At 36.0% G+C, this 25565-nt stretch carries 27 protein-coding genes; 16 read left to right on the plus strand and 11 right to left on the minus strand.

The annotated features are described in order from the left end of the window. Positions 1–23 precede the first annotated feature (23 nt). From SJY37_RS13620 to SJY37_RS13640, 5 genes are all read right to left on the minus strand, one after another. Complete coding sequence (locus SJY37_RS13620; RefSeq protein ID WP_379953227.1) at positions 24–1841, minus strand: hypothetical protein; 1818 nt, start codon at positions 1839–1841, stop codon at positions 24–26. Positions 1842–1857: 16 nt separating this feature from the next. Then, positions 1858–3204 carry a GntP family permease gene (locus tag SJY37_RS13625; RefSeq protein WP_298327936.1) on the minus strand — a complete coding sequence of 449 codons (1347 nt, stop codon included), beginning with the start codon at positions 3202–3204 and terminating at the stop codon, positions 1858–1860. Positions 3205–3208: 4 nt separating this feature from the next. Then, a complete protein-coding gene (locus tag SJY37_RS13630; RefSeq protein WP_298327934.1) occupies positions 3209–3709 on the minus strand; it encodes a gluconokinase in 501 nt (166 codons plus the stop codon). After that, positions 3709–4611, minus strand: a complete 903-nt coding sequence (locus SJY37_RS13635) for a DUF72 domain-containing protein (RefSeq protein ID WP_298327931.1) — start codon at positions 4609–4611, stop codon at positions 3709–3711. The genes SJY37_RS13630 and SJY37_RS13635 overlap by 1 nt, the downstream gene beginning before the upstream one ends. Before the next feature lie 166 nt (positions 4612–4777). Then, a complete protein-coding gene (locus SJY37_RS13640) occupies positions 4778–6133 on the minus strand; it encodes an NAD-dependent succinate-semialdehyde dehydrogenase (RefSeq protein WP_298327928.1) in 1356 nt (451 codons plus the stop codon). A 162-nt stretch (positions 6134–6295) separates the two neighbouring features. Between SJY37_RS13640 and SJY37_RS13645 the strand changes: the two genes are divergently transcribed. Genes SJY37_RS13645 through SJY37_RS13655 form a run of 3 tightly spaced genes read left to right on the plus strand, consistent with a single transcriptional unit; the run spans position 6296 to position 8004 of the window. Next, a complete protein-coding gene (locus SJY37_RS13645; RefSeq protein WP_298327925.1) occupies positions 6296–7195 on the plus strand; it encodes a mechanosensitive ion channel family protein in 900 nt (299 codons plus the stop codon). Between the two features lie 27 nt (positions 7196–7222). Beyond that, entirely contained in the window at positions 7223–7528 is a 306-nt protein-coding gene (gene hpf, locus SJY37_RS13650) for a ribosome hibernation-promoting factor, HPF/YfiA family (protein WP_298327901.1), read from the plus strand. Positions 7529–7539: 11 nt separating this feature from the next. After that, complete coding sequence (locus SJY37_RS13655; RefSeq protein ID WP_298327898.1) at positions 7540–8004, plus strand: arsenate reductase family protein; 465 nt, start codon at positions 7540–7542, stop codon at positions 8002–8004. 72 nt (positions 8005–8076) lie between these two features. Here the strand turns inward: SJY37_RS13655 and SJY37_RS13660 are convergent, their stop codons facing one another. After that, positions 8077–8673 carry a nitroreductase family protein gene (locus SJY37_RS13660; protein WP_298327895.1) on the minus strand — a complete coding sequence of 199 codons (597 nt, stop codon included), beginning with the start codon at positions 8671–8673 and terminating at the stop codon, positions 8077–8079. Positions 8674–8951: 278 nt separating this feature from the next. Here SJY37_RS13660 and SJY37_RS13665 point away from each other — a divergent pair, with 278 nt between their 5' ends. Both SJY37_RS13665 and SJY37_RS13670 read left to right on the plus strand, forming a co-directional pair. After that, positions 8952–10247: an OmpA family protein gene (locus tag SJY37_RS13665; RefSeq protein WP_298327892.1), complete on the plus strand. Its 1296-nt coding sequence runs from the start codon at positions 8952–8954 to the stop codon at positions 10245–10247. Between the two features lie 140 nt (positions 10248–10387). After that, a complete protein-coding gene (locus SJY37_RS13670; protein ID WP_298327889.1) occupies positions 10388–10807 on the plus strand; it encodes a glyoxalase in 420 nt (139 codons plus the stop codon). Positions 10808–10970: 163 nt separating this feature from the next. Here SJY37_RS13670 and SJY37_RS13675 read toward each other — a convergent pair whose 3' ends face one another. The 3 genes from SJY37_RS13675 to SJY37_RS13685 form a co-directional block, all read right to left on the minus strand. Beyond that, on the minus strand, positions 10971–11654 hold the full coding sequence (locus tag SJY37_RS13675) for a DUF2461 domain-containing protein (RefSeq protein WP_298327887.1): 684 nt from the start codon (positions 11652–11654) through the stop codon (positions 10971–10973). Between the two features lie 149 nt (positions 11655–11803). Next, entirely contained in the window at positions 11804–12352 is a 549-nt protein-coding gene (locus tag SJY37_RS13680; RefSeq protein WP_298327884.1) for a type 1 glutamine amidotransferase domain-containing protein, read from the minus strand. A 141-nt stretch (positions 12353–12493) separates the two neighbouring features. Continuing rightward, entirely contained in the window at positions 12494–13273 is a 780-nt protein-coding gene (locus SJY37_RS13685; RefSeq protein ID WP_298327881.1) for a tRNA pseudouridine(38-40) synthase TruA, read from the minus strand. A 90-nt stretch (positions 13274–13363) separates the two neighbouring features. Here SJY37_RS13685 and SJY37_RS13690 point away from each other — a divergent pair, with 90 nt between their 5' ends. From SJY37_RS13690 to SJY37_RS13705, 4 genes are all read left to right on the plus strand, one after another. Continuing rightward, positions 13364–13798: a hypothetical protein gene (locus SJY37_RS13690; protein WP_298327878.1), complete on the plus strand. Its 435-nt coding sequence runs from the start codon at positions 13364–13366 to the stop codon at positions 13796–13798. An 88-nt stretch (positions 13799–13886) separates the two neighbouring features. After that, on the plus strand, positions 13887–14690 hold the full coding sequence (locus SJY37_RS13695; RefSeq protein WP_298327875.1) for a DUF1853 family protein: 804 nt from the start codon (positions 13887–13889) through the stop codon (positions 14688–14690). 128 nt (positions 14691–14818) lie between these two features. Beyond that, positions 14819–15613, plus strand: coding sequence for a LytTR family DNA-binding domain-containing protein (locus tag SJY37_RS13700; protein WP_298327871.1), 795 nt, complete (start codon positions 14819–14821; stop codon positions 15611–15613). 102 nt (positions 15614–15715) lie between these two features. Beyond that, on the plus strand, positions 15716–16957 hold the full coding sequence (locus SJY37_RS13705) for a S41 family peptidase (protein WP_298327868.1): 1242 nt from the start codon (positions 15716–15718) through the stop codon (positions 16955–16957). Positions 16958–17017: 60 nt separating this feature from the next. Here SJY37_RS13705 and hisIE read toward each other — a convergent pair whose 3' ends face one another. After that, positions 17018–17617 (minus strand): bifunctional phosphoribosyl-AMP cyclohydrolase/phosphoribosyl-ATP diphosphatase HisIE, encoded by a 600-nt coding sequence (gene hisIE / locus SJY37_RS13710; protein ID WP_298327865.1) that lies wholly within the window; start codon positions 17615–17617, stop codon positions 17018–17020. Positions 17618–17639: 22 nt separating this feature from the next. Continuing rightward, a complete protein-coding gene (hisF, locus tag SJY37_RS13715; RefSeq protein ID WP_108879017.1) occupies positions 17640–18395 on the minus strand; it encodes an imidazole glycerol phosphate synthase subunit HisF in 756 nt (251 codons plus the stop codon). Between the two features lie 215 nt (positions 18396–18610). Between hisF and SJY37_RS13720 the strand changes: the two genes are divergently transcribed. From SJY37_RS13720 to SJY37_RS13750, 7 genes are all read left to right on the plus strand, one after another. Further along, entirely contained in the window at positions 18611–18808 is a 198-nt protein-coding gene (locus tag SJY37_RS13720) for a hypothetical protein (RefSeq protein ID WP_144784234.1), read from the plus strand. Between the two features lie 44 nt (positions 18809–18852). Continuing rightward, positions 18853–19269 carry a VOC family protein gene (locus SJY37_RS13725; protein ID WP_298327859.1) on the plus strand — a complete coding sequence of 139 codons (417 nt, stop codon included), beginning with the start codon at positions 18853–18855 and terminating at the stop codon, positions 19267–19269. Positions 19270–19272: 3 nt separating this feature from the next. Continuing rightward, a complete protein-coding gene (locus SJY37_RS13730) occupies positions 19273–20310 on the plus strand; it encodes an AI-2E family transporter (protein WP_298327855.1) in 1038 nt (345 codons plus the stop codon). Positions 20311–20420: 110 nt separating this feature from the next. Further along, positions 20421–21167, plus strand: a complete 747-nt coding sequence (ppgK, locus tag SJY37_RS13735) for a polyphosphate--glucose phosphotransferase (RefSeq protein ID WP_144784240.1) — start codon at positions 20421–20423, stop codon at positions 21165–21167. A gap of 110 nt (positions 21168–21277) precedes the next feature. Next, entirely contained in the window at positions 21278–23797 is a 2520-nt protein-coding gene (locus SJY37_RS13740) for a M14 family zinc carboxypeptidase (RefSeq protein WP_298327846.1), read from the plus strand. 39 nt (positions 23798–23836) lie between these two features. Then, positions 23837–24097 (plus strand): hypothetical protein, encoded by a 261-nt coding sequence (locus SJY37_RS13745; protein WP_298327844.1) that lies wholly within the window; start codon positions 23837–23839, stop codon positions 24095–24097. Between the two features lie 229 nt (positions 24098–24326). Further along, the gene (locus tag SJY37_RS13750) at positions 24327–25562 is read left to right on the plus strand and encodes an MDR family MFS transporter (protein ID WP_379953228.1); all 1236 of its coding nucleotides are present in this window, start codon (positions 24327–24329) and stop codon (positions 25560–25562) included. Positions 25563–25565 lie beyond the last annotated feature (3 nt).

Below are 25565 nucleotides of genomic sequence, written 5' to 3' on the forward strand. Positions count from 1 at the left end.
GCTCTTTTTTTTTAATATCTATCTTATTTTTTTATTTGTCTAGGCTCAAAGATACCAGGCTTCTTGAGCTTTAATCTCTCTTCTACAGCTTTATTTTCTCTACTGAAATCTATAGTCCACAACTGGTTATTATTGTTAACATATATAGAACCTGATGAAAGCTCATCTATCGTATTATTTGACAGATTTAAAGCACTAGCATATACACCATAACTTCCACCTGTAATAATCGTTTTTTTGCCAGCTAGTTTGTTATTACTTAAATTCCACTCACCATTTCCATAAGCATATATAGAACCCTCTAAGCGCTTATCAAATGTGCTATTAGTTATACTGATACTATTTAATGTTACATCCATCACTTTACTACTCGGATAAATGGCAAATCCTTTAGGAATTATATTTTTATTATTACTATCAATAGTAAATGAACAATTATTAAAAAGAATTTTATTTTTTATCTTACCAAGCGTTGTTAAATAGGAGGCATTTACAGATTTAATTGTATTAGAATTGATATCGTATGGTAATAAGATTTTACAATTATCAAATACTCCATCTACCGAATTTAGTAGTCTCTTAATCGTTAGCGTACTATTAACGGCTTCAAAGCGGATAGATCTTACTACAAAATCAGTAGAGGTTACATTGTCTACTTTCAATGAACTATACATTGGATCACCATAATCACCTTCCGTATACTCAATAGTGCTAATAGTACTATTTCTCATGATAGCATGCCTCTGCCTTTCTCTTGTAGATACAGAACTCGCGACAGGTTCAACTTGTATATATCTCAAGTCAAGATTCTCCATTAAAATATTATCACTAAAACAGCTTATTTCTAGATCACCTCGTTGTCCATACTTTAAATTTGGACGATTGTAGCCGTTGAAATCTTTTTCTGTAATATTTTCTATAATTACCCGACCCACTTTTGTAGAGGCAGCTGAAAAATTTATACCCGCTCCAATTTTATCAATAATTTCAAGATTCTTAAGTTTGATTGATTCTATTCTTTCTGGAGCATTCTTACTAGATGCCCAAGACCAACCGTGCGCTTGCTCCCATTCATATAGTGAAGATGGAATTTTTGTCAATGATCGTCCATTTTTATCAATTGAAAAATCTGACAGTTCAATCTCATTAATATTATTTTTATTATTCAAATAATGGTAAAATATTTTAGTGTATCTCCCAAAACGTTGTGTCTTACCATCAAGTTCTCTGAAAACAGTTTTATTCTTTCCAGCACCAATCAGTTTAAAACTTTGACCAGATTGAGTCATTTCAATTCTTAGTGATGTCTGTTTTGTTTTAGAATTTATGTCTCCAATTAAATATACTCCTTCATTTACACGTAAATCTAAACCGCCTTTGATTGATGCATTAATGGCATCTTGCAATGGTATTATATTATCAGTGCCATAACTCCCCATGACATTGCTAACATTATTTAAAGCTCGATCATTCAATAATACAGTGGTAGGATTTATTACCTTATAAATAGTGCTCAATAAATGTTGACCACCACCACCTGCACTTGCAATACTTACTATTTTTCCTCTATCCGCATCTGTAAATAATGCCGAATTTGACCTAAGTTCATTTCCTTTTACACTAAAATCAACCAATTGGATAGCATCACCTTTGGCTCCGAAATTTGCAGCTTGGATATATAAACTAGTAACATCTCCTTTTGAATACTCAGGATTCTCTATAGTTTTCCGTTCTAAATCTGTAGGTTTCTCATTTTGAACTTGAGTTCTATTGACTGTTACTAACTCTGCATTGCCACAAGAGCAAATAATAAAACTTAAAAAAAATATTACTATTCTCATTTCGAAGAAATTAAATTTATACTATAAACCAAAGTATTGTAGAGACAACAAGTCCTACAATTGCGATAAGTGAAGTCATAACTGTCCATGACTTAAATGTCTCTTTCTCTGTGAGACCAAGGTACTGCTTCACGAGCCAGAAGCCACTGTCATTTACATGAGAAAATATACTAGCACCTGAAGCTATTGCAATTACAAGCACTGCTAGCTGTGGCGCGCTAGTTTCTGTTAAACCTAACAACGGAGCTGTTATTCCAGCGGCGGTAATCATAGCCACCGTTGCACTTCCTTGCAATACTCTTACAATAGCCGCAACGAGAAAACCAAAAACCACAGGAGGAAAGAAGTCACCACTTAAACTCTCGGCAATCATTGTTCCTGCTCCGGTATCTATTAGTATTTGTTTAAAAGCTCCACCGGCACCGGTTAGTAAAATAATAACTCCAGCTGGATAGAGAGATTTTGTTGAAATATCAAGAAGTTCATCTCTAGTAAATCCTCTTTTAATTCCTAAGAAGTACCACGCAACAACATTTGCAATGATAAGTGCAACAAATGGATGACCTAGTAAATTTGCTCCAAAAATCAGCCAACTAGGTAAAGTTCCTTCCTGAAATAGTGGACTGTTAAGTACAGTATTACATACTATTAAGAAAATAGGAATCGCTATTATAAGTAATATGCTACCTGCACTTGGTGCATTTGCTGGCACTTCCATTTCTGTCACCATATCTTCTGGAGATGTGATATGCATCCTTTTTGATAAATATCGTGCAAGTAATGGCCCAGCAATAACAGCCGCAGGTAAACCGGCTAAAAACCCGAATATTATAACATAACCAAGATCGGCTCCTAAAATTTCGGCCACAGCAATAGGTCCTGGTGTAGGTGGTATAAAAGTATGCGTGATTGCAAGTCCCGCAAGCAGCGGAATAGCATAGAGAAGCAAGGACTTTCCCGTTTTCTTCTGTAATGCGTAAACGATAGGTATTAAAATGATAAATGCTACATCAAAAAATACGGGAATAGCCACAAAAAATCCCGTGAGCATGATTGCCCAAGGAGATTTATCTATCCCAAACTTTTTCAATAAGGATTCTGCTAGTCGCTGTGCTCCTCCTGATCGTTCTAAAATAGCGCCAAATAAAGCTCCGAGTCCCACTACTGTTGCTACAAAACCTAAGGTTCCTCCCATTCCGTTCTTTACAGAATCGAGAATAGATTTCGGTTCCATTCCAGCAATTACACCTACTACAATACAAGTAATAAGCAGTGCTAGAAACGCCTGAATTTTAAGCCTAAGGATTAAAAAAAGTAAGACCGAAATCCCCACAATTACTGCCAGAAGTAGTTGATAATCCATAAACCTATTGTTCTATAATTTGTTGTATTCTTCTAATGATGTCTTCTTTTGCTAAGGTTGCTTCCACATGAACACCATAATGGGGTACTTCTAGTGTATCAAACTGCGATTGCAATAATGAAGGATCAAAGAAATGATTCTTTCTAGAAGCTAGCCGTTTACTCAGTGCTTCAAAATTTGCATCAAGATAGATAAAGTTTTGTTTTGCTTTCGCGAAAGCGGAATTAGAAAATAAACGCTCTCTATAACTCTCCTTAAGTGCAGAGCAAGCAAGTACCGCTCCTTTATCACTTGACCACTGCTGTATCTCTAGAGCAAGGCTATCGAGCCAAGGCCATCTATCCTCATCTTGCAATGGTGTGCCAGATGCCATCTTATCAATATTAACTTGGGGATGAAAATCGTCTGCATCATAGAATGGAATCTCTAATCGCTCTGATAACATCTTCCCTATGGTACTTTTTCCGCAACCGGAAACGCCCATAACTATATATACATTTCCCATTAAAAAAGTGTGTTTATCCCACCGCTCGCGCTATGTGGAACATGTAGGTTTATCCCTAATGCTGGATTAAGTTTCTCGATAAAATATGCAGAAAGTAAGGTAGACTCTACCTCTACATTCTGATGGATAAAGAAATGAACCTTACGCAAACCTAGACTCACCCAATACGTCAAGCGCTCTACCCATGCGTCTAACCTTGCATAATCGCTAGGGTGATTTGCTCCTACATATCGTATAAAAGCTTCTCCATTAGTAAGACGCATATGCATAATATCGCGACGCCCAGCAGTATCTACAAGTACATTTGCCATATTATGCTCCTCAAGTAAGAGATACAGACGCTCTGCTACTTCTGGATTATTAAACCAGTCTGTGTGGCGAAACTCTAAAGCAATAGGGAGATCTTCTGGCCAGTGGTTTACAAAATTATCAACGCGGTCAAAATCTTTAGGTTGGAAGTTATTATGCATCTGTAAAAACACCGTCCCAAGCTTTTCCTTAAGCATCGTTGCATGTTCTACATATTCTGGAATAAAATCTTGCGAGTCTATAAGCCGCTTGCGATGGCTTATCATATTTGTAATTTTAGGAAAGAATTTAAATCCCTCCGGAACCTTATAATACCACTTTTGAAACTGCTCCTTAGGAAATAATCTATAGAAAGTAGCGTTAAGCTCTATACTGTTAAACTGACTTGCATAATACCCTAGCTCATCTTTTGTACCTTTTGGGTAGAAGCCTTTGAGCTCTGCTTTATTCCATTTTGCACAACCTACGTAGACTTGTAACTCTTTGTTTTCCGCTTTCGCGAAAGAATGCTCAATCACACCCTTAGTATCTGGATGATCAGGAGGTAATGTAAAATCAATTAACTCTGGTTGCTCTACTACGCCAAATTTCATAAACTCTATTTTGTGTAGCTAAGATAAGGTTACTAATGGAATTGGAAAGGAGACATCGAGATATGGCTCTTGTTGTAAACAGTGTTATTTATATAATCAACAAAACAGCCGATTCATAGGATTATGAATCGGCTGTTTCTTTGTAAGCTTTCGCGAAAGCGGACTATTATTTAATATATACCGTCTTTTTATTTACAAACTCCTGAATACCGTCTATGGAGAGTTCGCGACCGTATCCTGAAATTTTTGTTCCTCCAAAAGGAAGGTTAGGATTACTTTTTACCATATCATTTACAAATACAGCACCATCTTCAAACTGCGGAATCAATGTTTCCATACGTTCTTCACTCTCTGTAAAAATGGATACTCCTAAGCCAAAATCAGATTGATTTACGAGATGTAATGCCTCCTCGTCAGTTTTAAATGTTGTTACCCCTATAACAGGCCCAAAGGTTTCTTCTTTAAATATTGTCATCTCTGGTGTTACTCCTGTGACAATTGTTGGCTCAAAATAAGCCTTCTGTCTATGCCCTCCTATTAATATTTTTGCTCCTTCGGCAATAGATTTATTGAGTTGATCTTCTAGCTCTTCGGCGAGGTCTTCACGTGCCATCACTCCTATGTAGGTATCTTCATCCATAGGGTCACCAGATTTTAATTCTGTTACCGCTTTCGCGAAAGCTTCTAAAAACTTGTCTTGAATACTTTCATGAATTATAAGTCTCTTTCCAGCGATACAACTCTGACCTGTATTTTGAAAACGAGCTTGCACACACGTTTGTACCGTTTCCTCAAAATTACAATCATCAAAAACTACTAGAGCATTACTACCTCCTAACTCAAGCACAGATTTTTTAATCTCACTTGCTGCTGTGCTTGCTACGGCTGCTCCTGCTGGCTTACTACCAGTAAGTGTTATTGCCTTAATACGAGAATCTCGAACGATATTTTCAATACGCTCACTTCCTACCGCCATATTTTGAAAACATCCCTTAGGAAGTCCTGCACGTTCAAAGACTTTTTGAATATTTTCTGCACTTTGCATTACATTACTTGCATGTTTTAATACACCTATATTACCTGCCATAAGCGCTGGAGCAATGAATCTAAACACTTGCCAGAATGGGTAATTCCATGGCATTACGGCTAGCACAACACCTATAGGTTCATATCGTACGTAACTTTTTGAAGCATCTGTTTTTATCTCTTTAGGTGCTAGTTGTGATGGTGCATTTTCTGCATAATATTCACATACCCAGGCACACTTCTCTACTTCGGCAATAGCTTGAGAGATGGGTTTACCCATTTCCTTAGTCATCATCTCTGCATATTCTCGAGCATTCTTTCTTAATTCTTTTGCCACATTGTTGAGATGTTGTGAGCGCTCTGCAAAAGTGGTATTGCGCCAAGAAAGAAACGTTTGTTGTGCATTTTCAATTTTATCTTCTATCTCTTCTAAGTTGAGTGCTTTTATTTTGGCTACTTCTGTTCCGTTGTACGGATTTGTAGATACTATATTCATAAGTCATTTTTTTATAAAGTTAATACGTGCCTAGTGGTAAATGAGAAAGGTTAAGAGCATTTTAACGCGCTTGTACTAAAAGGTCTTAACAAAATGTGAATTGACAAGGTTTTAAGAATAAATGCAGGTAGGAGCAGTATTTTTAATGAACCAATCAGAATTATGTCTTTACAAAATACAAAAACGTCTGTTACAGAAGCATTTCAAAATTCTGTAAGCAATTTTATTGATCAGCTACCACAAATAGCAATGGGTATCCTTATTGTTGTCTTGGGGATTTTAATAGCTGGATGGATAGGAAAATTTGCTAGACGAAGAATTTCTGCCAGAACAGAAGATCCTTTGATGAGTAAATTTTTAGGAACGGCAATTAGATACACCTTCATTATCATAGCTATAATGCTCGCATTAAGAGCTGCAGGTTTGGGAGGTATCGCTGCAGGAATACTAACGGCAGCTGGAGCGAGTGCTGTTGTACTAGGATTTGCTTTTAAAGATATTGGTGAAAATTTTATTGCAGGAATTATACTTGCCTTTAATAGACCCTTTGACGTTGATGACACTGTTGAAATAGGCTCGAACTTTGGTAAAGTCAAAACACTTGATCTTAGATATACAAAGTTAAAGACCTTTGATGGCAAAGATGTTTATATCCCCAATAGTGATGTACTTACAGAACCGGTTACCAATTATACTGAAGATGGCTTTTTTAGATGGGATTTTATCATAGGGATTGCATACGAGGATAATATAGAAGGCGCCAAGGAAACAGTATTACAAGCGCTAGCTAAAGAGCCTAACGTAATCAATGATGCAATACACGAAAACTTTGTCATTGAAGATGAACTTGCCACAAGTACAGTAAATTTAAAAGTATTCTTTTGGGTAGATACTAAAGACTTTAGAAAACAAGCTTTGATTACAAAAGGGAATGTAGTACGCAATGTAAAAGAAGCTTTAGAAGATGCTGGGTATTATATGCCTGCAGATATACAAGAAATCAAACTTTATGGCGGTGTGAAAGAATTTCCGCTTAGCCTTCGTCAGCTAGCTGACAAATAATAACTATCTTAATTAAAAATAAATACTATGGAAGTAATATTTGAATACCACGACGTAACTGCAAGTGCAGAATTAGAAGCTTTCGCGAAAGCGGAATTAAAAAAATTAAGTGATAAATATCAATTTGCACATAGAGCAGATGTTTTCTTTAAAACTGAAAACACATCAAGTGATCAAACCGGAAAAATAGCCGGAGTACAAATAAGTATGCCTGGTCCAAGATTATATGCAGAACACAGCTCTGATGATTTTTATCCTTCATTAAAGGAAGCAATAGGTGAAGTAGAGCGCCAACTTAGAAAAAAGAAAGAAAAAATGCAGTCTCACCACTAACATTAATCACCATGCTAACTGATATGACACTAGCAACAGATAATAATGAACTAATAGTAATCTACTCTTCTGAATCAAGTATTGGAAAACAAACGCTTGGTTATGCAAAAAGTAGCAATGCAAAACTGAATTTAATCAACATTACAGAAGCAGGACTTACTGGAACGCAGTGGAGTGAAGTGGCAGATTTACTTGGTGCAAGCATAGACGAACTAGTTTCTAAAGACCATCCAGATGTGGATGACTTTGCTAAAGATGCAACAATGAGTGATGACCACTGGATTAAATTTATACAGAATAATCCTAACGCTATTCAAAACCCTATATTAATACAAGGGAAACGAGCGAAACAAATCACAACTCCGTCGCAAGCTATGCAATTTATTGACGTTGACTCTGCTGGTCTTGAAAAACACCCTGTAGGCGACAGCCCTGAAATTTCATCTAATACTGATGATGAGCATCAAGTACATTAATTGAATTTATTACAAATAAAAAGAGCCACATACTTTGTATGTGGCTCTTTTAGTTATGGACAGTTTTTTAAATTATTCTCCTTTAAAAGTATCTTCATTAAAGTCTCCATTAAAAGTAAAAGACTCTTGTTTTTTTCTTGAACGAGGTTTTGTTTCTTCTCCTTGTAAATCCTCAGGAAGTTTATCAACATCTCCTCCGTAGTATCCTACGGCAATACCAGTCGCAATATGATAATCATCCGGAACACTAAACTCTGACATTGCTTTTTTATAATTTACTCCAGCCATTTGATGCAGTGCTATACCCATGTGCTCTGCTTGTGCAGAAACGTTACCCATGAATAATCCTAAATCGTGCAAAGCATGAAAACTCTCCTTACCATCATCATTAGTCTTTTTATAGCCACCTAAAAATAGTGCTTGAGCGTTTTTTGCCCAAGATTGATTGAACTCATCAAGGCAACTAAAAATTCGATCAAAAGCAGGAGTTCCCTTTATTCCCCATATAATCAACCAAGGTTGTAAATTATTAGAACTAGCCGCCCACCTACCTGCTTCAAACATCGTACGGAGTTCCTCTTCCTTTATCACATCGTTAGTAAAAACCCTTGGACTCCATCTAGTTGCTAAAATTGGTAATATTTCAAATTCAGTATTTGCCTTTTTCATAATTCTTTTTTTTTTACAAAAATATTTTTATGAATCAATATAGCTCTCTTATTTAATAATAATTAACAAATACCAAAATTAAATTTAGACTATCACAACAATTAAGGATTTCATTAACAATAATGCAAATAATAGCACCATATTTTATGACTAATACTACAATCTACACTTTGTGTTAAGTTTGTGATAATAAGGCGTTAATTAATACTAAATCCCTTGACCAAGACTTAAATATTGGTATTTTTGCGGCTTGAATATTTCAAAACAAATACTTTATTATGAAAAAAATTTCACTTGCTATAGTTGCCCTTGTTGGAATGCAATTAGCATTAAATGCACAAGAAACTGATACTCCTACAAATGACTTTAATAAGTGGTCTGTAGAGCTTACTGGTGGTGTTAACAAAGCTGTAAGACCATTATCATCTGGATTTTACTCTAACACTCCATCTCTTTACACTGTAACTGGCGGAGTAAGATACATGTTCAATGAGAAGTTTGGACTTAAAGGAGGAGTTGCTTATAATAGCTTCAGAAATGATGACGAGAGTCGTGAATTTGATACTGCTCTTTACAATTTTTCACTAGAAGGTGTTGTAAACGCAGGTAACATTCTTGGATTCAGAGAATGGACTGATACTTTCAATGTACTAGTACACGGGGGTATGGGATATTCACAATTAACAACTGATGCTCCTGCAGCAGTAAGAAATTTTGGAGATGGAGACCAAATGTTAAGCTTTATGGCTGGTATTACTCCACAAGTAAAAATTACTAATAGAATAGCACTTGTAGCTGACTTAACAGTAGTTGGAAATGTACGTCAAAATCTGACATTTGATGGTTTACAAGATCAAGGTCAAGTAAGCGGATTTGATGGTTTTTACGTAAATGCTACTGCAGGTATTAATATATATCTAGGTAAAGCAGACAAGCATGCAGATTTCTACTCAAGAGAAAATGTTGCTGAAGAGCAAATCGCAGATTTACAAAATCGTCTTACTAAGTTAGAGACTGATCTTATCGATACTGATCAAGATGGTGTTGCTGATTATTTAGATCGTGAGCCTAACACTGTATCTGGTGTTGCTGTAGATACTAAAGGTATCGCTGTAGACAAAAACGGAAACGGAGTTCCTGATGAATTAGAATCTTCTTTAGATATACGTTATGCTAAAAAAGGAGATATAGTTACTACTCAACCAGAAATGAAAACTGGAGGAGATGTAATCAAGAAACTTATCAATGAAGGGTATGTAAATGTATATTTCCAATTCAATAGTACTAAGCCAGAAACTTATAGCTTAGAATCAATTAACTACCTAATCAAGTACATGTCTGAGAACTCAGGTGCATCTGCTCAATTAGTTGGATATGCTGACGAAATTGGAAATGCATCTTCTAACCAAGGTCTTTCTGAAAGAAGAGCACAAAAAGTAAAGGATATTATGATAGCAGCAGGAATTTCTGCTAGCCGTCTTACTGCAACTGGAAACGGTGAAGATGCTTCTGTAGATAAAGCTTCTGCTCCTGCACGTCAGTTAGTACGTAGAGTTACTTTTAAACTTAACTAGTCGCAAGATTATTTTAAGTGTTAATTGCAGAGCCTCCGATTTATCGGGGGCTTTGCTCGTTAATAAAGTATTGAGAAGTTATAGCATATCAATTGCGAGCCCCCTTATCATTGCTTAACTTTAAATAAAAACAAAGTGCCATGAATGATAGACCAAACGATATTAAAAGGATTAGACCGGAAATACCTAAGGCAAAAGTACATGACCAAATGAGTAATGAAGAGCGCTTTCAGAATGCTACGCTTAGACCCATTGTAAAGCTTCAAAACCCGCTGCTTATAGAAGTATTCAAATCATACATTATAAAGAGAAAGAATGTCTTTCATAATTTGAGTTTAGAAAAACGATTACTGTATATTGAAAATGCAGTAAACAAGGATATGAAATTTCGCAATAGCATTAGAGGTATGATTGTAGGTCACTTTACTGTAGATGAATATCTACAATATAATAGGGATTCTTCTGCTTATAATAAACGAATCGCTAACTTAATAAGGGAACGTCTTATAAGTCAAGTGCAACTTTTTGACATCCCTAAAGAAACAATAGACACTTTATAGTTATGCAAATACCAACAGACGTACCTAAACCGCAAAATAATAGCCCTATAGATCCTTCATCACCTATAGAGCTATTAATATTTATAATATTACCTGTTCTTTTAATTATTGTCTACTTCGTAAACAGAAAAAGAGTCAAGAATAAGAATAAGCAGAAATAAAACTAAAGTAATGATTCCCCATTGAGGTCAGTAGTTAATACGTCACTCATATAATCAAAAAAGGGTCTTAGTAATCTAAAGTGACTCAAGGCAATCTTTGTGAAATCTGGAGATGTAATTTCTTTATCAGTAAAGTTTTTCCTTACTACGAAGTTTTTGAGCCTTATGAGATCAATATTCGGATCATTTACGTCAAAACCTCTAGGTGCTGTCTTGACAGGATTCCATGCATCAAAGGCGCCTCCAAACGCTTTCGCGAAAGCGGTATCAGAAAGAATCTCCCGTATCTCACTAGCATCCATTTGAAATTCTGTGCGTATACGTTTCAAATCGGCTGGTTCTGGATTAAAAAAACCGCCTGCTATTGCAGATTTATTACCAGGCTCAATTCTTAAATAATATCCACCTCGACGGTGTGCTCCTACTCTACTAAAACTTGCAGAACGATGTACGTTATAAGGAGTTTTGTCATTGCTAAATCTTACATCCCTATTAATACGAAAGACCTTAATTTTCTCAATTTCATCAGTTTCATTAAGTCCATCTACTATAGAGGCGTAAATTTGCTTTAAGGCTTTCTCATTAGCCTGATAATCTTTCTTGTGCTCTGTCATCCACTCACGCGAATTATTCTCACGTAAGGATTCTAGAAAAGATAAAGTAGATTGAGGTATCGAAGTAGTCATATGTTGTTTTTGCTGAGTTACTAAATTAGTTATCTAATATTAGAGCTGCAATCCTCAATCTTAAGTAAGGTATGCATTATCTAACGTAAAGGCATTAAAAAACCATCACATTCATGTGATGGTTTTAATATTGTCAATTTGATAATAAATTATGCATGTTGTAAATCATGCTTTCCCTCTTTAATTTCCTCAATTAACTTAGCGTTAAAGGCTGGTAAATCATCTGGATTTCTACTTGTTACTAACGCTTCATCAACCACAACTTCTTTATCCACCCACAGAGCTCCTGCGTTTTCTAAGTCAGTTTTTATACTATTAAATGAAGTCATTGTTCTTCCTTTTACCACGTCTGCTTCAATAAGTAATTGTGGTGCGTGGCAAATAGCTGCTACTGGCTTACTTTGCTTAAAAAAATCTCTAATGAAGATGAGCGCATCATCATTACGTCTTAATTTATCAGGATTAATAACTCCTCCTGGTAACATTAATGCATTATAATCCTTTGCACTTACATTATCTAATGTATCTGTTACATCATAAGAATTAGACCAATTTCCATCTGCCCATCCTTTTATAGTTCCAGATTTCTCACTTATAATATCTACGGTGAATCCTTCGGCTTTCATTGCCTCCATCGGTGATTTTAACTCACTTTCTTCAAATCCGTCTGTTGCTAATATTGCTACTCTCTTGTTCATAATCTTTCTATCTTTTAGTTATACAATTAATTATGATACAAAGATACTAGCGCACTCTGGCTGTGGCCGTTAAAGAGATTGTAACAAAAACAAGCTTTGGGTTAAACCTTTATTAATGCAATGAACAATTTGTTAAGATTGTTAAATCTGGACATTTTGAAGTAATAATCCGCTGGCTTGAGCAATTCTAGTCAATTTAATATCATTGCTAGCATCTAGCGTTTTCTTGAAGAAGTCTAAATCTACATTACCCTCGCCTATATCAAACAGCATCCCCATCATTAATCTTATTTGATGTCTCTTAAAACCTTTACCACTTACGCGAAGGGCAAAACTTTCCTTAGGAAAAAAATTTGCTGTATATAGTTCGTTTGTCTCTATTAGAGAAGAAGATATATTACCAATAGTCTTTGTCTCTGGATTAGGCTTATAAGCATAAGACCTAAAATCATGTTCTCCTTCAAATAATCGCGCAGCCTCTTTCATCAATTCAATATCAAGTGATCCAGCGATATTAATCATGAAAGGTGCAGCAAAGGGATGATTTTTTTCTCCGTAAGAAAATAAATAAACATACTCCTTAGCTATAGGAGCATCCATTACATTAAATTTCTTGTCTACTTGAGTTATCTCAAGGCATCGTATATCTTGAGGTAAATTATCATTAAGAAGCGTGAGAAATCCATCTTCAGGGAGCGGACTATCATTTAAAAATAACTCAACATAAGCCACATTTGCCGAAACCTTTGCATCTGTTCTTCCAGAAGCAAGTAGCTTAAAGTTTTTACGATCTAATACATATGAAAAAGTACGTTCCATCATACGTTCTACAGTAAGAACGTCTGGCTGTTTCTGCCAGCCATGATAACGAAATCCTAAATATTGAATCTTAAGAAGGTAATAAAAGCGCTTGTCAAACATTCTTCAAAAGTAATAGCCTTACACCAATTAAAGTTTGATAGTTAAAAAATAATTGTAAATTAAAACACAACTATTTAAAAACCAATCTCTATGACGACTTCACAAAAACCCTCTACGCTATTTTGGGTAATAGCAATTGTTTTACTTCTTTGGAATTTTATGGGAGCCAGTGCTTTTATAGTAGACAACTTCTTTACCGATGCACTCGCTGGCACTTATAATGAGGAACAAATGGCTGCTATAAATGCAACACCTATATGGTCAAAAATATTATACGGTATTTCAACAATAGGCGGTCTCCTTGCAGCCATATTACTGATTACTAGAAAAACAAAAGCTGTTCAAGTTTATGCCATATCTCTTATTGCTGTAATTATACATACAGTTTACAATATAGGTTTTGCAGGTGCTATGGAGCTTTTTGGTGTAGGGGAAGGAGTCATATTTCCACTAATCATAATTGTACTCGCGATTTTTGAATACTGGTGGAGTCGTTATAGCGCATCAAAAGGTTGGCTCAAGTAAGGTCAATACAAATCATTCAAAGAGCTATCCCAATTATTGCGATAGCTCTTTTTGTTTGTTATGGATTCATAATCAGTATTTTTAACCTATGAAGCATATCAATGGATTTTTAGCTACGCCCCCACTTTGGACGCAAACAGCATTTGGCCTCTCCCAGTTTGAAATGCCTAGCATTGATCTTTCTACGTTTGTTACGCAGCCTATTCCCTCAAAACTTAGATTAGGTCATCAAATCGAGTATATATTCAAACAACTCTTAGACCACACAGAGCGCTATAAAGTACTGGCACACAACATTCAGATTTTACGGGATAAAAACACTATTGGAGAATTAGATTTTATAATAGAAGACCGCTTTCGCGAAAGCAAAAAGATCCACATTGAGCTCACCTACAAATTCTACATTCTGGATGACACGATTAAAGAGCCTCTACATAGACTTATAGGACCCAATAGAAAAGATAGTTTCTTTACCAAAATGCAAAAAACGAGAGATAAACAGCTACCTCTTGTATTCACTCCAGAAGGGCGCACTACCCTCTCCACCCTTGATATAGATCCTGACGAATTAGAGCAACAAACCTATTTTCTAGCACAGCTTTTTAAACCTTACGGCCAGCTATCACCTATTATTGAGCCACTCAACGAGCAGTGCATTGTTGGGTATTGGATACGTATAGAGGGTTTCAACACCAGTGATTTTAAAGAATACACTTTTTATATCACGCTCAAAAATGAGTGGTTGCATGAGCCTCATCTTGAGAGAACTTATATAAAGCACGAGGATGCACTTACATCTATAGCCGAGAAACATAACCATAAAAGAGCACCGCTATTATGGATAAAAAAACCAAGTGGAATTATAGAAAAATGCTTCGTAGTTTGGTGGTAAAATCAGTAATACTTAAGTTTAATGGGCTATTGTAAAACGCTTTACGGCAATTACTTTATAAAATGTATTACACACGCATTAAAAATGAAGCATTATATCTCGTTATTTCAAAATTAAATTAATTCATATTGAAAAAACATCCATTTGATCCTTCCATAAAACATCAACTTATTATAGCCTTAGGCATGGCTTTATGGATTTTTACATTTCTATATTTTACAGAGCCACTTGATGTTTCTCAGCTACATGATAGTGAACGTCTGTTTATCTTATCACTTTATGGTCTTCTTGGCGCACTTTGCTATGTAACCATACTTCCATTTCAATACTGGTTATTTAAAAAAACTAAAAATCAATGGTTACTTATTAATGAGATAAGCTTTTTTCTTGTGTTTGTTATTTGGTCGTTTGTCGTGATGCGTAGTTTTTACATTTATGTCGTAGTACGTGGCGAACCTAATCCGTACTCTCTTTACTATTATCTAACTTCTATTTTTCTTCCAGCAGTTCTTACCATTTTCCCTATAGTTCTCATAGGGCGTTTTGGTTTTGGAAAGTATAAACAAAAGCAAATTGAAGAACAAAAAATAGAAATAAAAGGTGATGGCAATTATGAAGGAATCAGATTATTTCTATCAGATTTAATAGCACTAGAAGCGTCAGATAATTACGTCGAAATTCATTTTCAAGATAATGGCTCGTATAGAAAACAATTAATTAGAGCTCGATTATCTCACCTAGAAAAATCACTACCTAGTATGATGAGAACGCACCGCTCTTATTTAATAAATCCATCGCATTTTTTATCCTACAAAACAGAATCTGGTAAGTTAGGTCTCGTACTCTCCCATGAAATTTTTATACCTGTGTCAAAAACTTTTGCACTTAGCACAAAAGAAGCCTTAAATTTTACCACAAACTAAGGACATCTCACCCCAAAGCACTGTGTTTATTGAGATTGTTGATTTTGTAATTCTAGATTTGTCTCATCAAGTATTTAGAATTAATCTTTAAAATCATCTATTATGAAAACACTTATCACACTTTCAGTAGCCGTATTTTTTCTTTTTTCCGCTTTCGCTAAAGCGCAATCCACTCAAACCTGCAACTGCGTAGAGGAACTCTCTTTCATTAATAAACAAATGAAAGAAATGACTTCTTTTAAGAAACAAATGAAAGGAAATAAACTCTCAGAGTACACAACTACCTTAAATCAATTAGAGCGAGAAGTAACTACACAAATGAGTGTGACAGATTGCTTTTCTAAGCTCAATGCGCTACTATCTGTTATAAAGGATAAACATGCACACATACGTCATATGAAGCCTGTAATCACTTCCGAAATAGTAGACCAAGATGTTGAATTAGAACTTTTCCGCGAAAGCGAACTATTTAAAAATCATCCTAAGAGTAATATGAGCGTTGAAGAACTCATAGCAGAATTATCAGCGAAGTCTTTTGAAAGTCTAGAAGGCATTTATGAGAAAAAGGAATCTATGACCGTAGGCGTTATTAAGAAAGGTGATGCTTATGAAGGAGTTGTCCTTACCTCTAATAATAAAGGCTGGATTCCTGGACAGATTGCTTATAGAATTACGCCAAATGGAGAAAATATGTATGATGTACTCACAAGCGATATTCCTGGCGGAAAGTTAAGATACGTGAGAGGACTTTTATATTCTAACGGACGCTTATGGCATCTTAAAAAAGAAGCTACTAATGTGATTTCTGAGGTTAAGGAAGACCAAATAGATTGGGAATTTAAACAACTTACACCAGACACGCAGTATGTATATATGGGGACATTTTCAAATAATAGTAAAAATGTAGCCGCTTTTAAAAAGCTTTATGAGGAAACAAAAGATAAGTTTACTGCAAAAAATATTATCGTAGATCTACGTGATAATTCTGGAGGTAATTCTAAATATTCAGATCCTTTTTACAAAATCTTTAAAAAGAACAAAATGAATGTTTATGTCGTTACAAACTTCTGGTGTGGAAGTAATGGTGAGCAATTTACTCTCAAGCTGAAAGGATTAAAAAACGCAAAACATCTAGGCCAGCGCACCTATGGCGCCCTTGCTTATGGTTCTAATTATGGGAATCTAATAGACTCACCATCCGGTCAATTTGCAATTTACCCTACAGATATGAATTTTCATAAATTTATCAATTATGAATATGTAGGCGTACAACCAGAAATCAAATTAAGTTTTGATAAGGACTGGATTACTCAAACCTTAGATATTATTGAAAATAACAACTAATTAAGTGTGATAGCTGGTCAACTGGAGAAGTAGTATTATTGCTACTTCTCCATTGATTTTTTATTTATGTCTAGAGATAAGTGTTTTCTCTACATCACGTAAGTGGAAACCTTTTGCTTGTAGCAATACCATAATGTGAAAAAGAAGATCTGCACTTTCATTTAAGAATAAGTGATCATTATCATCTTTTGCTTCTATTACAACCTCTACTGCTTCTTCTCCTACTTTTTGAGCTACCTTATTGATACCGCTATTAAATAGTGATGCAATGTATGAATCTGCGTTGTCCTTATTATTCCAACGATCTTCTATAATTTCTTCTAGCTGTGTTAAGAAGCTGAAGTTACTTTTATTGCTTTCTCCCCAGCAGGTATCTGTTCCTTTGTGACACGTAGGTCCTTGTGGTGTTACCTGGATAAGCAGTGCATCATTATCACAATCGTTCTTGATGTTATCTAGCAATAAGTAATTCTTAGTCTCCTCTCCCTTTGTCCATAGACGTTGCTTAGAGCGACTAAAGAATGTTACTTTATTTGTAGCAATTGTTTTCTCGTATGCCTCATTATTCATAAAACCTAGCATCAAGACATTCTTAGTTCTTGAATCTTGAATGATTGCTGGTACGAGACCATTCTCGTATTTTTTAAAATCTATTTCCATTACTTTTTTTTATGAACGAGTGTTATGATCTCATCGCTATTCCTTGCGAAGTTAACTCTTGTTTTAAATCTGTTATTTCTATTTCTTTAAAGTGAAACACACTAGCCGCTAGTGCTGCATCTGCTTTACCTTCTATAAAAGTATCTGCAAAGTGTTGCATATTTCCCGCGCCACCACTTGCGATTATAGGTATGTTTAAACTTTCAGAAAGTCTTGCTAGTGCTTCATTTGCAAATCCATCTTTTGTACCATCATTATCCATTGATGTAAATAAGATTTCTCCTGCTCCACGAGTTTCTACCTCCTTTGCCCAATCAAAAAGATTTAGTTCTGTAGGTACTTTTCCGCCTACTAAATGTACTATCCACTCGCCATCTATAAACTTTGCATCTATAGCTACTACGATACACTGTGAGCCAAATTTTGCCACTAGCTCATTTATTAATTCTGGTCTTTTTACGGCACTAGAATTTATAGAAACTTTATCGGCGCCATTTTGTAGTAAGATATCTACATCTTCTACAGAAGAGATTCCTCCGCCTACTGTAAATGGGATATTTACCTGTGATGCTACTCGCAATACTAGATCTGCAAGGGTCTTACGACGTTCTTCTGTTGCAGAAATGTCTAAAAAAACTAGCTCATCTGCACCAGTATTAGAGTAGAGCTTTGCAAGCTCTACTGGATCTCCAGCATCACGCAAGTTTACAAAGTTAGTTCCTTTTACAGTTCTACCATTTTTAATATCAAGACAAGGGATAATTCGTTTTGTAATCACGCGGAACGTCTAAAAGATTAGTAATTAAGGTTGCAAATTTAAATAAAAGTGCCGCTACTACCCCACAAAATGAAAACTGCTTTTCCCAAAGATTGCCAAAATGTACCTCACATTCATAAACTCCTATTAAAACTGTGATAATGTGATGTTAACTAGTAAATCATCACTCCATCAATCAATTACTTTTAACTTCTAAATAATAAAACGAATAAGTTATGATTAAGATTATAGGAGTAATAGCGTTAATTGCAGGTGCCATTATGTTAGTACTTGGTGTTATGGGAATTTTTGGAAGTTTGAGCACAGGGATGAGCCCATGGGCATTTACAATACTTGGTGTGGTATTTTTCTTTGCAGGTATCTCATTACTTAAACATAGAAAAGATACAGATGCAATTGCATCTGAAAAATAAACAAAGCAAAAAATGGTGTAAATTAGTACTTCAAAACAACCATTATGACAGTACGACCATTCCATCTTGCTATTCCCGTAGATGACGTAGAGAAAGCAAGAGTTTTTTATAGAGATATTTTAAATCTACCTGAAGGCCGCAGTAGCGATCATTGGGTAGATTTTAATTTTTTTGGGCACCAACTTGTAATACATTATAAAGAAAAATCTACCGTAGATGAAGTTCACAATGAGGTAGATGGTAAAGCAGTTCCCGTCCCACATTTTGGAGTAGTTTTAGAATGGAATCAATTTCAAAAATTTGCTAAGGAAATTGCGCCTCACGTCACTTTTGTAATAGCTCCTTATACTCGCTTTGAAGGACTTGTAGGAGAGCAATCAACAATGTTTTTTTATGACCCTTGCGGTAATGCTTTAGAATTTAAAGCTTTTAAAGACGATTCTCAAATCTTTGCAACATAATATATGCAATCAATAAAACCTGGATTACTTAGACAAGCCTTTGTTATTTTCCTAATCATACTATTAGGATGGCTTATTTTTAAAGAAATGGCAACGTATCTTTCAGGTGTTCTGGGAGCGATCACGCTATTCGTATTGATGCGTAAATGGCAAGGATATCTTGTAAAAAAACGTAAGTGGAATCCAGGTATAGCAGCAGGATTATTAATGACTGCGTCTTTTCTCGTAATCCTCCTCCCTATCGCTGGGCTAGTACTTATGCTTACCTCAAAAATAAGTAAGGCAGTAGAAAATAGCGGGAAAGTCATAGATATTGTTAAAACGCAATTATCTTCTCTAGAGACTAGGTTTGGGATGGATCTCGCTAGTTCGATAGATACAAGTTCCATTACAGAGTGGGTTAGTAATAATCTTCAAGGCCTCGTAGGAAGCACGTTTAATATATTTATCGCTATAGGGATCATGTACTTCATGCTTTACTATATGCTCACTAATAGGAGAACATTTAGAGAATCACTTTTAGAGTACATTCCACTTAGTGACAAAAACTTGAAATTAATAGGAAAAGACAGTGTAGATCTAGTAAAATCTAATGCCATTGGTATTCCGCTGGTTGCACTGCTGCAAGGCGTGGTGGCTCTCATCGGGTTTCTGATTTTAGGTGTAGAAGATCCATTTTTCTGGTTTGCAATAGTAACCGTAGGATCTATGATTCCATTTGTAGGGACCGCTTTAGGGGTAATTCCAGTATGTATAATCTTATATGCGGCTGGTGATGTTTGGCAGTCTATAGTGCTTGCCTTATACGGTATTATCGTTGTAGGATCTACAGATAATTTATTTAGGCTAGTTATACAGCAACGTCTTGCAGATGTACACCCGCTAGTAACTATTATCGGAGTTATTGTGGGTGTGCCGCTTTTTGGTTTTATAGGCTTAATCTTCGGCCCTATTGTAGTGAGTATTTTTCTACTTATTGTAAAAATTTACAAGCAAGAGTACGGTAAAGAGGTTCATGAGGAAGAAAAAGAAGTACTATAACTACCTACTAGTATTTGATTTACGCTTTCGCGAAAGCGTAACTTAGAGAACATTCTTTGAGTTTTATTCAAAATTCCTATCTTTCACTTCCCAAAGCAAACCATCACTACATGCAAATACTAGGCATAGACATAGGCGGAACCGGAATTAAAGGAGTTCCCGTAGATCTTGAAACTCAAGAATATCTAGGAGAACGTTTTAGAATAGATACACCACGTCCCGCAAAACCCAAGGCTATTGCACAGTGCGTACAAGAACTTGTAGAACATTTTAATTGGACTGGTCCCATAGGTGTAGGGTTTCCTACAGTAGTGGTAGATGGTAAGGCCATGGCTTACGGCAATATGCATAAAAGCTGGCAGGGTGTTCAAATAGACGAACTTTTTACCGAAAAAACAGGACTTCCATGCTCTGCCATAAATGATGCAGATGCAGCCGGCCTTGCAGAAGTAAGATATGGCGCAGGAAAGGATTTAAAAGGTCTTGTTGCTGTGATTACAGTAGGAACTGGAATTGGTTCTGGCTTGTTTTATAATGGCCAGCTCATCCCTAATTTTGAATTAGGTCGTTTACCATACAAGAAAAAGCCTATTGAACAATATGCAGCAAACTCTGTGCGCAAAGCAGAAGACTTGACTTACAAAGAATGGGCAGAGCGTTTTAATTTTTTCTTAAAAAATGTAGAGTTGATTTGTACTCCTAACCACTACATCATAGGTGGTGGCATAAGCAAACACATGGAGGAATTTGAAAAATATCTTACTACAGATATCCCTATCGTAGCTGCCAAAACCAAAAATCATGCAGGTATTATAGGAGCAGCTTGTGGGTATCTTGATAAAATGGAACGCAAGTAATATTAATTTTCATTTACTAGTAGTTATTATTTGAGTTTACACTTCTCATGTGCGAGCACGATTTCTTTTGTTTACTTTTAAAGCGTAACAACTTTAAATCGACCAACAGAATGCGTTTATTACTTACACTTACTACCCTACTATTAAGTTGCCTTAACACACTTGCTCAAACTGGCAGTGTAGATATGGATTACTACCTTCCTAAAGATGTAACTTATGATCAATCTATTCCTACACCAGAAAGCATTATAGGCTATACGCCTGGAGAGTGGCACGTAAGTCATGATAAACTTTCTGAGTACATGCGTACACTCGCAGCTGCTAGTGATAGAATTACAATAGAAAACAGAGGTAAAACTTTTGAGGGTCGCCCTATTCTTTTACTTACAATAACTTCTCCTAGCAATCACAACAACCTAGAAGCGATACGCGCAGAGCATGTAAAACTTACAGAAAACGGAAGCAGTTCTTTAAATACTAGTGATATGCCTATCGTAGTATATCAAGGACTTTCTATACATGGTAATGAACCTTCTGGGGCAAATGCTGGACTTGTAGCTGCCTACTATCTTGCCGCTGCACAAGGCCCTAAAATCGATGACTTACTTAGGAACACGGTCATCCTTTTTGATCCTTCCTTTAATCCAGACGGTTTACAACGATTTGCATACTGGGCAAATACTAATAAGAGTATAAACATCAATCCTGACCCACAAGATCGTGAATATAATGAGGTATGGCCTGGTGGACGTACTAACCACTACTGGTTTGACATGAACCGCGACTGGCTTCCTGTACAACTTCCAGAATCTCGTGCTCGCATCAATACCTTCCACAATTGGTATCCTAATATTCTTACAGATCACCACGAGATGGGATCTAACAGTAGTTTTTTCTTCCAGCCAGGAATACAATCACGTACACACCCACTCACGCCTGCTTTAAACCAAGAGCTCACAAAGCAAATAGGTAATTACCACGCAGCAGCACTAGATAAAATAGGTAGCTTCTACTACACAGAAGAAAGCTTTGATGATTTTTACTATGGAAAAGGATCTACATTTCCAGATATAAATGGAGGTATTGGGATTCTTTTTGAACAAGGAAGTAGTCGTGGCCACGCTCAAGAAACAGAAAATGGATTACTAGAATTTAAATTCACCATACGCAATCAGTTTACTGCTATCTTATCCACATTAGAAGCAGCGCAAGGAATGCGTTCAAAATTACTAGACTATCAGCGCGATTTCTTTAATAACGCTCGAGGCGAAAAAGCGAATGGTGCATACGTTTTCGGGAGTGAAAAAGATGCAAGTAGCTCTTATCACCTTGCCGAAATACTAAAACGTCATAAAATTAAAGTACATGAAGTAGCCAAAGACTTTACCGAAGGTAATAGCAACTTCAAAAAAGGCATGAGCTACATGGTTCCAAAAAACCAGAGACAAAGCCGTCTTATAAAAGCAATGTTTGAAAAACGAACTACATTTCAAGACAGTTTGTTTTATGATATTAGTGCATGGTCTTTCCCACTAGCATTTGGTGTAGACTTCTCAGAAAACGCATCTTTAAATAATGCAGGTGATGAGATTCAAGAACTATCAATGAACCCAACGCCTGCCGTAGCTTCAAGTACCTATGCATACTTGATGGAATGGCATGACTACTATACTCCTAAGGCACTTAACAGTATCTTAAATCAAGGAATAAGAGCAAAAGTAGGTATGGAGCAATTCACCCTAGAAGGTGCTACTTATGATTATGGGACTATTATGATTCCTGTGCAAAATCAATCATTGAGTCCTCAAGAGTTAAATGCCTTTATAAATGAAGTAGCTCAAGATGCACATGTAACTATCAAATCTGTGAGCACTGGACTTACACAAGGAATAGATCTCGGTAGTAATCAGTTTAGAGCACTTAAGCCTGCAAAAGTTGCTATTATTGTAGGAGAAGGCATTAACCCGTATGATGCAGGAGAAATCTGGCATCTCTTTGATACACGTTATAATATGCGTATCACAAAACTCGACACTAAGAGTTTAGGACGCACAGACCTATCTCAATACACAGATATCATTCTACCTAACCTCTGGGGAAGCGCTATAGATAAAGGCACTACAGAAGATATTAAACAATGGGTACGCGATGGTGGTACACTTATAGGATATAAAAATGTAGCCAACTGGTTCAAAGGGAACAAAATGCTGAATATTTCTTTTGAGGAAACTAAAAACCCTGCTAAGAATGTGAGCTTTGAGCAGCGCAGAGATTTTAGCGGTGCGCAAGTAATAGGAGGAGCAATCTTTGAAGCAAAGCAAGATAGATCTCATCCTATTAACTTTGGATATACAGGAGATAAAGTTTCCTTGTTTAGAAACACCACTATTTTTGTAAAAGCAGACTCTACTAGTTATAAAAATCCTATCCAGTATACTAAGACTCCTTTACAAGCTGGTTATATTTCCAAAATTAACCTAAAAGCAATTCCAGAAACTAGACCTTTTGTACATCAAAGTACTGGACGTGGAGAGGTGATTTTATTTACAGATAATACAAACTTTAGAGCATTCTGGTATGGTACCAATAAATTATTAATGAACGCTATCTTCTTTGGTAGCGAGATGTAATCGTAATATTTAATTTATTTTTAAAACATATCAGTCAAAATGAAAATAGATCTTTCTAATAAAACCTCTAACCAACTTCGCTCTAATCTTAACTTGATTACAGTGATTATTGTTGCCTTGCTTATCGTAATATCATTTCTAATTGGTATCTCGATTTACGGGATTACTACAAGAGAAGACTCAAATTCTTTTATAGGTACACTGGTAGTTGGTATTTCTTGCTTGGGTACAGTTCCATTACAGTTTATTATGAGAAAAGCTATCAAAAAAGAATTGAAATCAAGAGGAGAGATTGTATAAACGTTACGCTTTCGCGAAAGCGTACTCAACTCAATTATTTTTATAACTTTACACATAGTATGATATTAATCACAACATATACATTCATCTCGTGTGCAACGTTGCGCCAGACTTGATATGTTGTCACTATATGATTATAAAGAGTAACAATACAAAAGAGTCCGGCCACCACGCTGGACTCTTTACTTTTATGGTCTAGCGTAGGACTTTACCATCTAATCTATCGTTTATGAAAACACTACTACGCAACTATACAAATACTTTTAAAGGACTATCTAGAGAAATCTGGTGGCTATCGCTCATCACATTGATCAACAGAGCGGGCGCGATGGTGATTCCCTTTCTCTCTATTTATTTAAATAAAGATCTCCATTTTAGTCTACCAGATGTTGCATGGATTATGACGTCTTATGGTCTTGGTTCTTTTGCGGGAGCATGGCTAGGCGGTAAATTGTGTGACGTAATTGGTTATTATAAAGTCATCCTTTTAAGTTTAATTTTTACTGGAATAAACTTTTTATGGGTAATGCATGTAGAGACTTTCTGGGTAATGTGCTTTTCATTTTTTATCCTCATGGCACTAGCAGATATGGGGCGTCCTGCGTTTTTTGTAGCGCTTAGTGCCTACTCAAAACCAGAAAATAAAACACGCTCGCTTACCCTCATACGACTTGCTATTAATCTAGGTTTTTCTGTAGGGCCCGCTGTGGGAGGAATTCTTATTGCCACTGCAGGATATGATGCGCTATTCTATGTAGACGGCTTGACGTGTCTCTTTGCTGCTATCTTGATGACTCAAGTATTAAATCCTAAAAAAACAAAGGAACTTGATAAAGAAGTCATGATTGAAAATCCTAAAAAACCTTTACTTGACACGCCTTATGTGCTCTTTCTCGTTGCGCTTGCGTTATTTGGGATTGTCTTTGTACAATACTTTTCGACAGTGCCATTATATTATAAAGATGAATATAAACTTGGTGAGGATGCCATAGGACTTATTCTTGCTCTTAACGGTATTTTGATTGTAGTGTTTGAAATGCCACTCATTGCCTGGATGGAAAAGAAAAACCTCTCTAACGTACAAAGCACCATCTTGGGATTACTCATGACAGGTGCTAGTTTTTTGTTATTACTATGGGAAGCATGGGTAGGCATTATAGTCATTGGGATGATTATCGCAACCTTTGGGGAGATGATTTCGTTTCCCTTTAGTAATAAATTTGCCTTAGATCGCTCCAAGTTGGGAAGACAAGGCGCATACATGGGTGTTTACAGCATGTCATTTTCGGTAGCGCATATTTTTGGGCACAATAGTGGTATGCAAATCACAGAAGCATTTGGTTTTCAAACAACGTGGATATTTTTGATCGGGCTCACGCTTATCGCTTGGCTATTGCTATATATTGTTAAGCGCATGCTTGCAAATGAAACACCGCCAGAACCTGTATCTTTAACTTCAAAATAAGAT

The organism is Dokdonia sp. R78006, from assembly GCF_042466145.1.
GTDB lineage: Bacteria > Bacteroidota > Bacteroidia > Flavobacteriales > Flavobacteriaceae > Dokdonia.

What these genes read in the sequence shown, in the direction of transcription:
- SJY37_RS13635 (WP_298327931.1), bottom strand. Translation starts at nt 4,611, where the DNA reads ATGAAATTTGGCGTAGTAGAGCAACCAGAGTTAATTGATTTTACATTA.
- SJY37_RS13675 (WP_298327887.1), bottom strand. Translation starts at nt 11,654, where the DNA reads ATGACTACTTCGATACCTCAATCTACTTTATCTTTTCTAGAATCCTTA.
- SJY37_RS13730 (WP_298327855.1), top strand. Translation starts at nt 19,273, where the DNA reads ATGCAATCAATAAAACCTGGATTACTTAGACAAGCCTTTGTTATTTTC.
- SJY37_RS13670 (WP_298327889.1), top strand. Translation starts at nt 10,388, where the DNA reads ATGAATGATAGACCAAACGATATTAAAAGGATTAGACCGGAAATACCT.
- SJY37_RS13645 (WP_298327925.1), top strand. Translation starts at nt 6,296, where the DNA reads ATGTCTTTACAAAATACAAAAACGTCTGTTACAGAAGCATTTCAAAAT.
- SJY37_RS13620 (WP_379953227.1), bottom strand. Translation starts at nt 1,841, where the DNA reads ATGAGAATAGTAATATTTTTTTTAAGTTTTATTATTTGCTCTTGTGGC.
- SJY37_RS13640 (WP_298327928.1), bottom strand. Translation starts at nt 6,133, where the DNA reads ATGAATATAGTATCTACAAATCCGTACAACGGAACAGAAGTAGCCAAA.
- SJY37_RS13720 (WP_144784234.1), top strand. Translation starts at nt 18,611, where the DNA reads ATGATTAAGATTATAGGAGTAATAGCGTTAATTGCAGGTGCCATTATG.
- SJY37_RS13750 (WP_379953228.1), top strand. Translation starts at nt 24,327, where the DNA reads ATGAAAACACTACTACGCAACTATACAAATACTTTTAAAGGACTATCT.
- SJY37_RS13685 (WP_298327881.1), bottom strand. Translation starts at nt 13,273, where the DNA reads ATGTTTGACAAGCGCTTTTATTACCTTCTTAAGATTCAATATTTAGGA.
- SJY37_RS13740 (WP_298327846.1), top strand. Translation starts at nt 21,278, where the DNA reads ATGCGTTTATTACTTACACTTACTACCCTACTATTAAGTTGCCTTAAC.
- hpf (WP_298327901.1), top strand. Translation starts at nt 7,223, where the DNA reads ATGGAAGTAATATTTGAATACCACGACGTAACTGCAAGTGCAGAATTA.
- ppgK (WP_144784240.1), top strand. Translation starts at nt 20,421, where the DNA reads ATGCAAATACTAGGCATAGACATAGGCGGAACCGGAATTAAAGGAGTT.
- SJY37_RS13680 (WP_298327884.1), bottom strand. Translation starts at nt 12,352, where the DNA reads ATGAACAAGAGAGTAGCAATATTAGCAACAGACGGATTTGAAGAAAGT.
- SJY37_RS13655 (WP_298327898.1), top strand. Translation starts at nt 7,540, where the DNA reads ATGCTAACTGATATGACACTAGCAACAGATAATAATGAACTAATAGTA.
- SJY37_RS13665 (WP_298327892.1), top strand. Translation starts at nt 8,952, where the DNA reads ATGAAAAAAATTTCACTTGCTATAGTTGCCCTTGTTGGAATGCAATTA.
- SJY37_RS13745 (WP_298327844.1), top strand. Translation starts at nt 23,837, where the DNA reads ATGAAAATAGATCTTTCTAATAAAACCTCTAACCAACTTCGCTCTAAT.
- SJY37_RS13695 (WP_298327875.1), top strand. Translation starts at nt 13,887, where the DNA reads ATGAAGCATATCAATGGATTTTTAGCTACGCCCCCACTTTGGACGCAA.
- SJY37_RS13725 (WP_298327859.1), top strand. Translation starts at nt 18,853, where the DNA reads ATGACAGTACGACCATTCCATCTTGCTATTCCCGTAGATGACGTAGAG.
- SJY37_RS13705 (WP_298327868.1), top strand. Translation starts at nt 15,716, where the DNA reads ATGAAAACACTTATCACACTTTCAGTAGCCGTATTTTTTCTTTTTTCC.
- SJY37_RS13625 (WP_298327936.1), bottom strand. Translation starts at nt 3,204, where the DNA reads ATGGATTATCAACTACTTCTGGCAGTAATTGTGGGGATTTCGGTCTTA.
- SJY37_RS13690 (WP_298327878.1), top strand. Translation starts at nt 13,364, where the DNA reads ATGACGACTTCACAAAAACCCTCTACGCTATTTTGGGTAATAGCAATT.
- SJY37_RS13660 (WP_298327895.1), bottom strand. Translation starts at nt 8,673, where the DNA reads ATGAAAAAGGCAAATACTGAATTTGAAATATTACCAATTTTAGCAACT.
- SJY37_RS13630 (WP_298327934.1), bottom strand. Translation starts at nt 3,709, where the DNA reads ATGGGAAATGTATATATAGTTATGGGCGTTTCCGGTTGCGGAAAAAGT.
- hisIE (WP_298327865.1), bottom strand. Translation starts at nt 17,617, where the DNA reads ATGGAAATAGATTTTAAAAAATACGAGAATGGTCTCGTACCAGCAATC.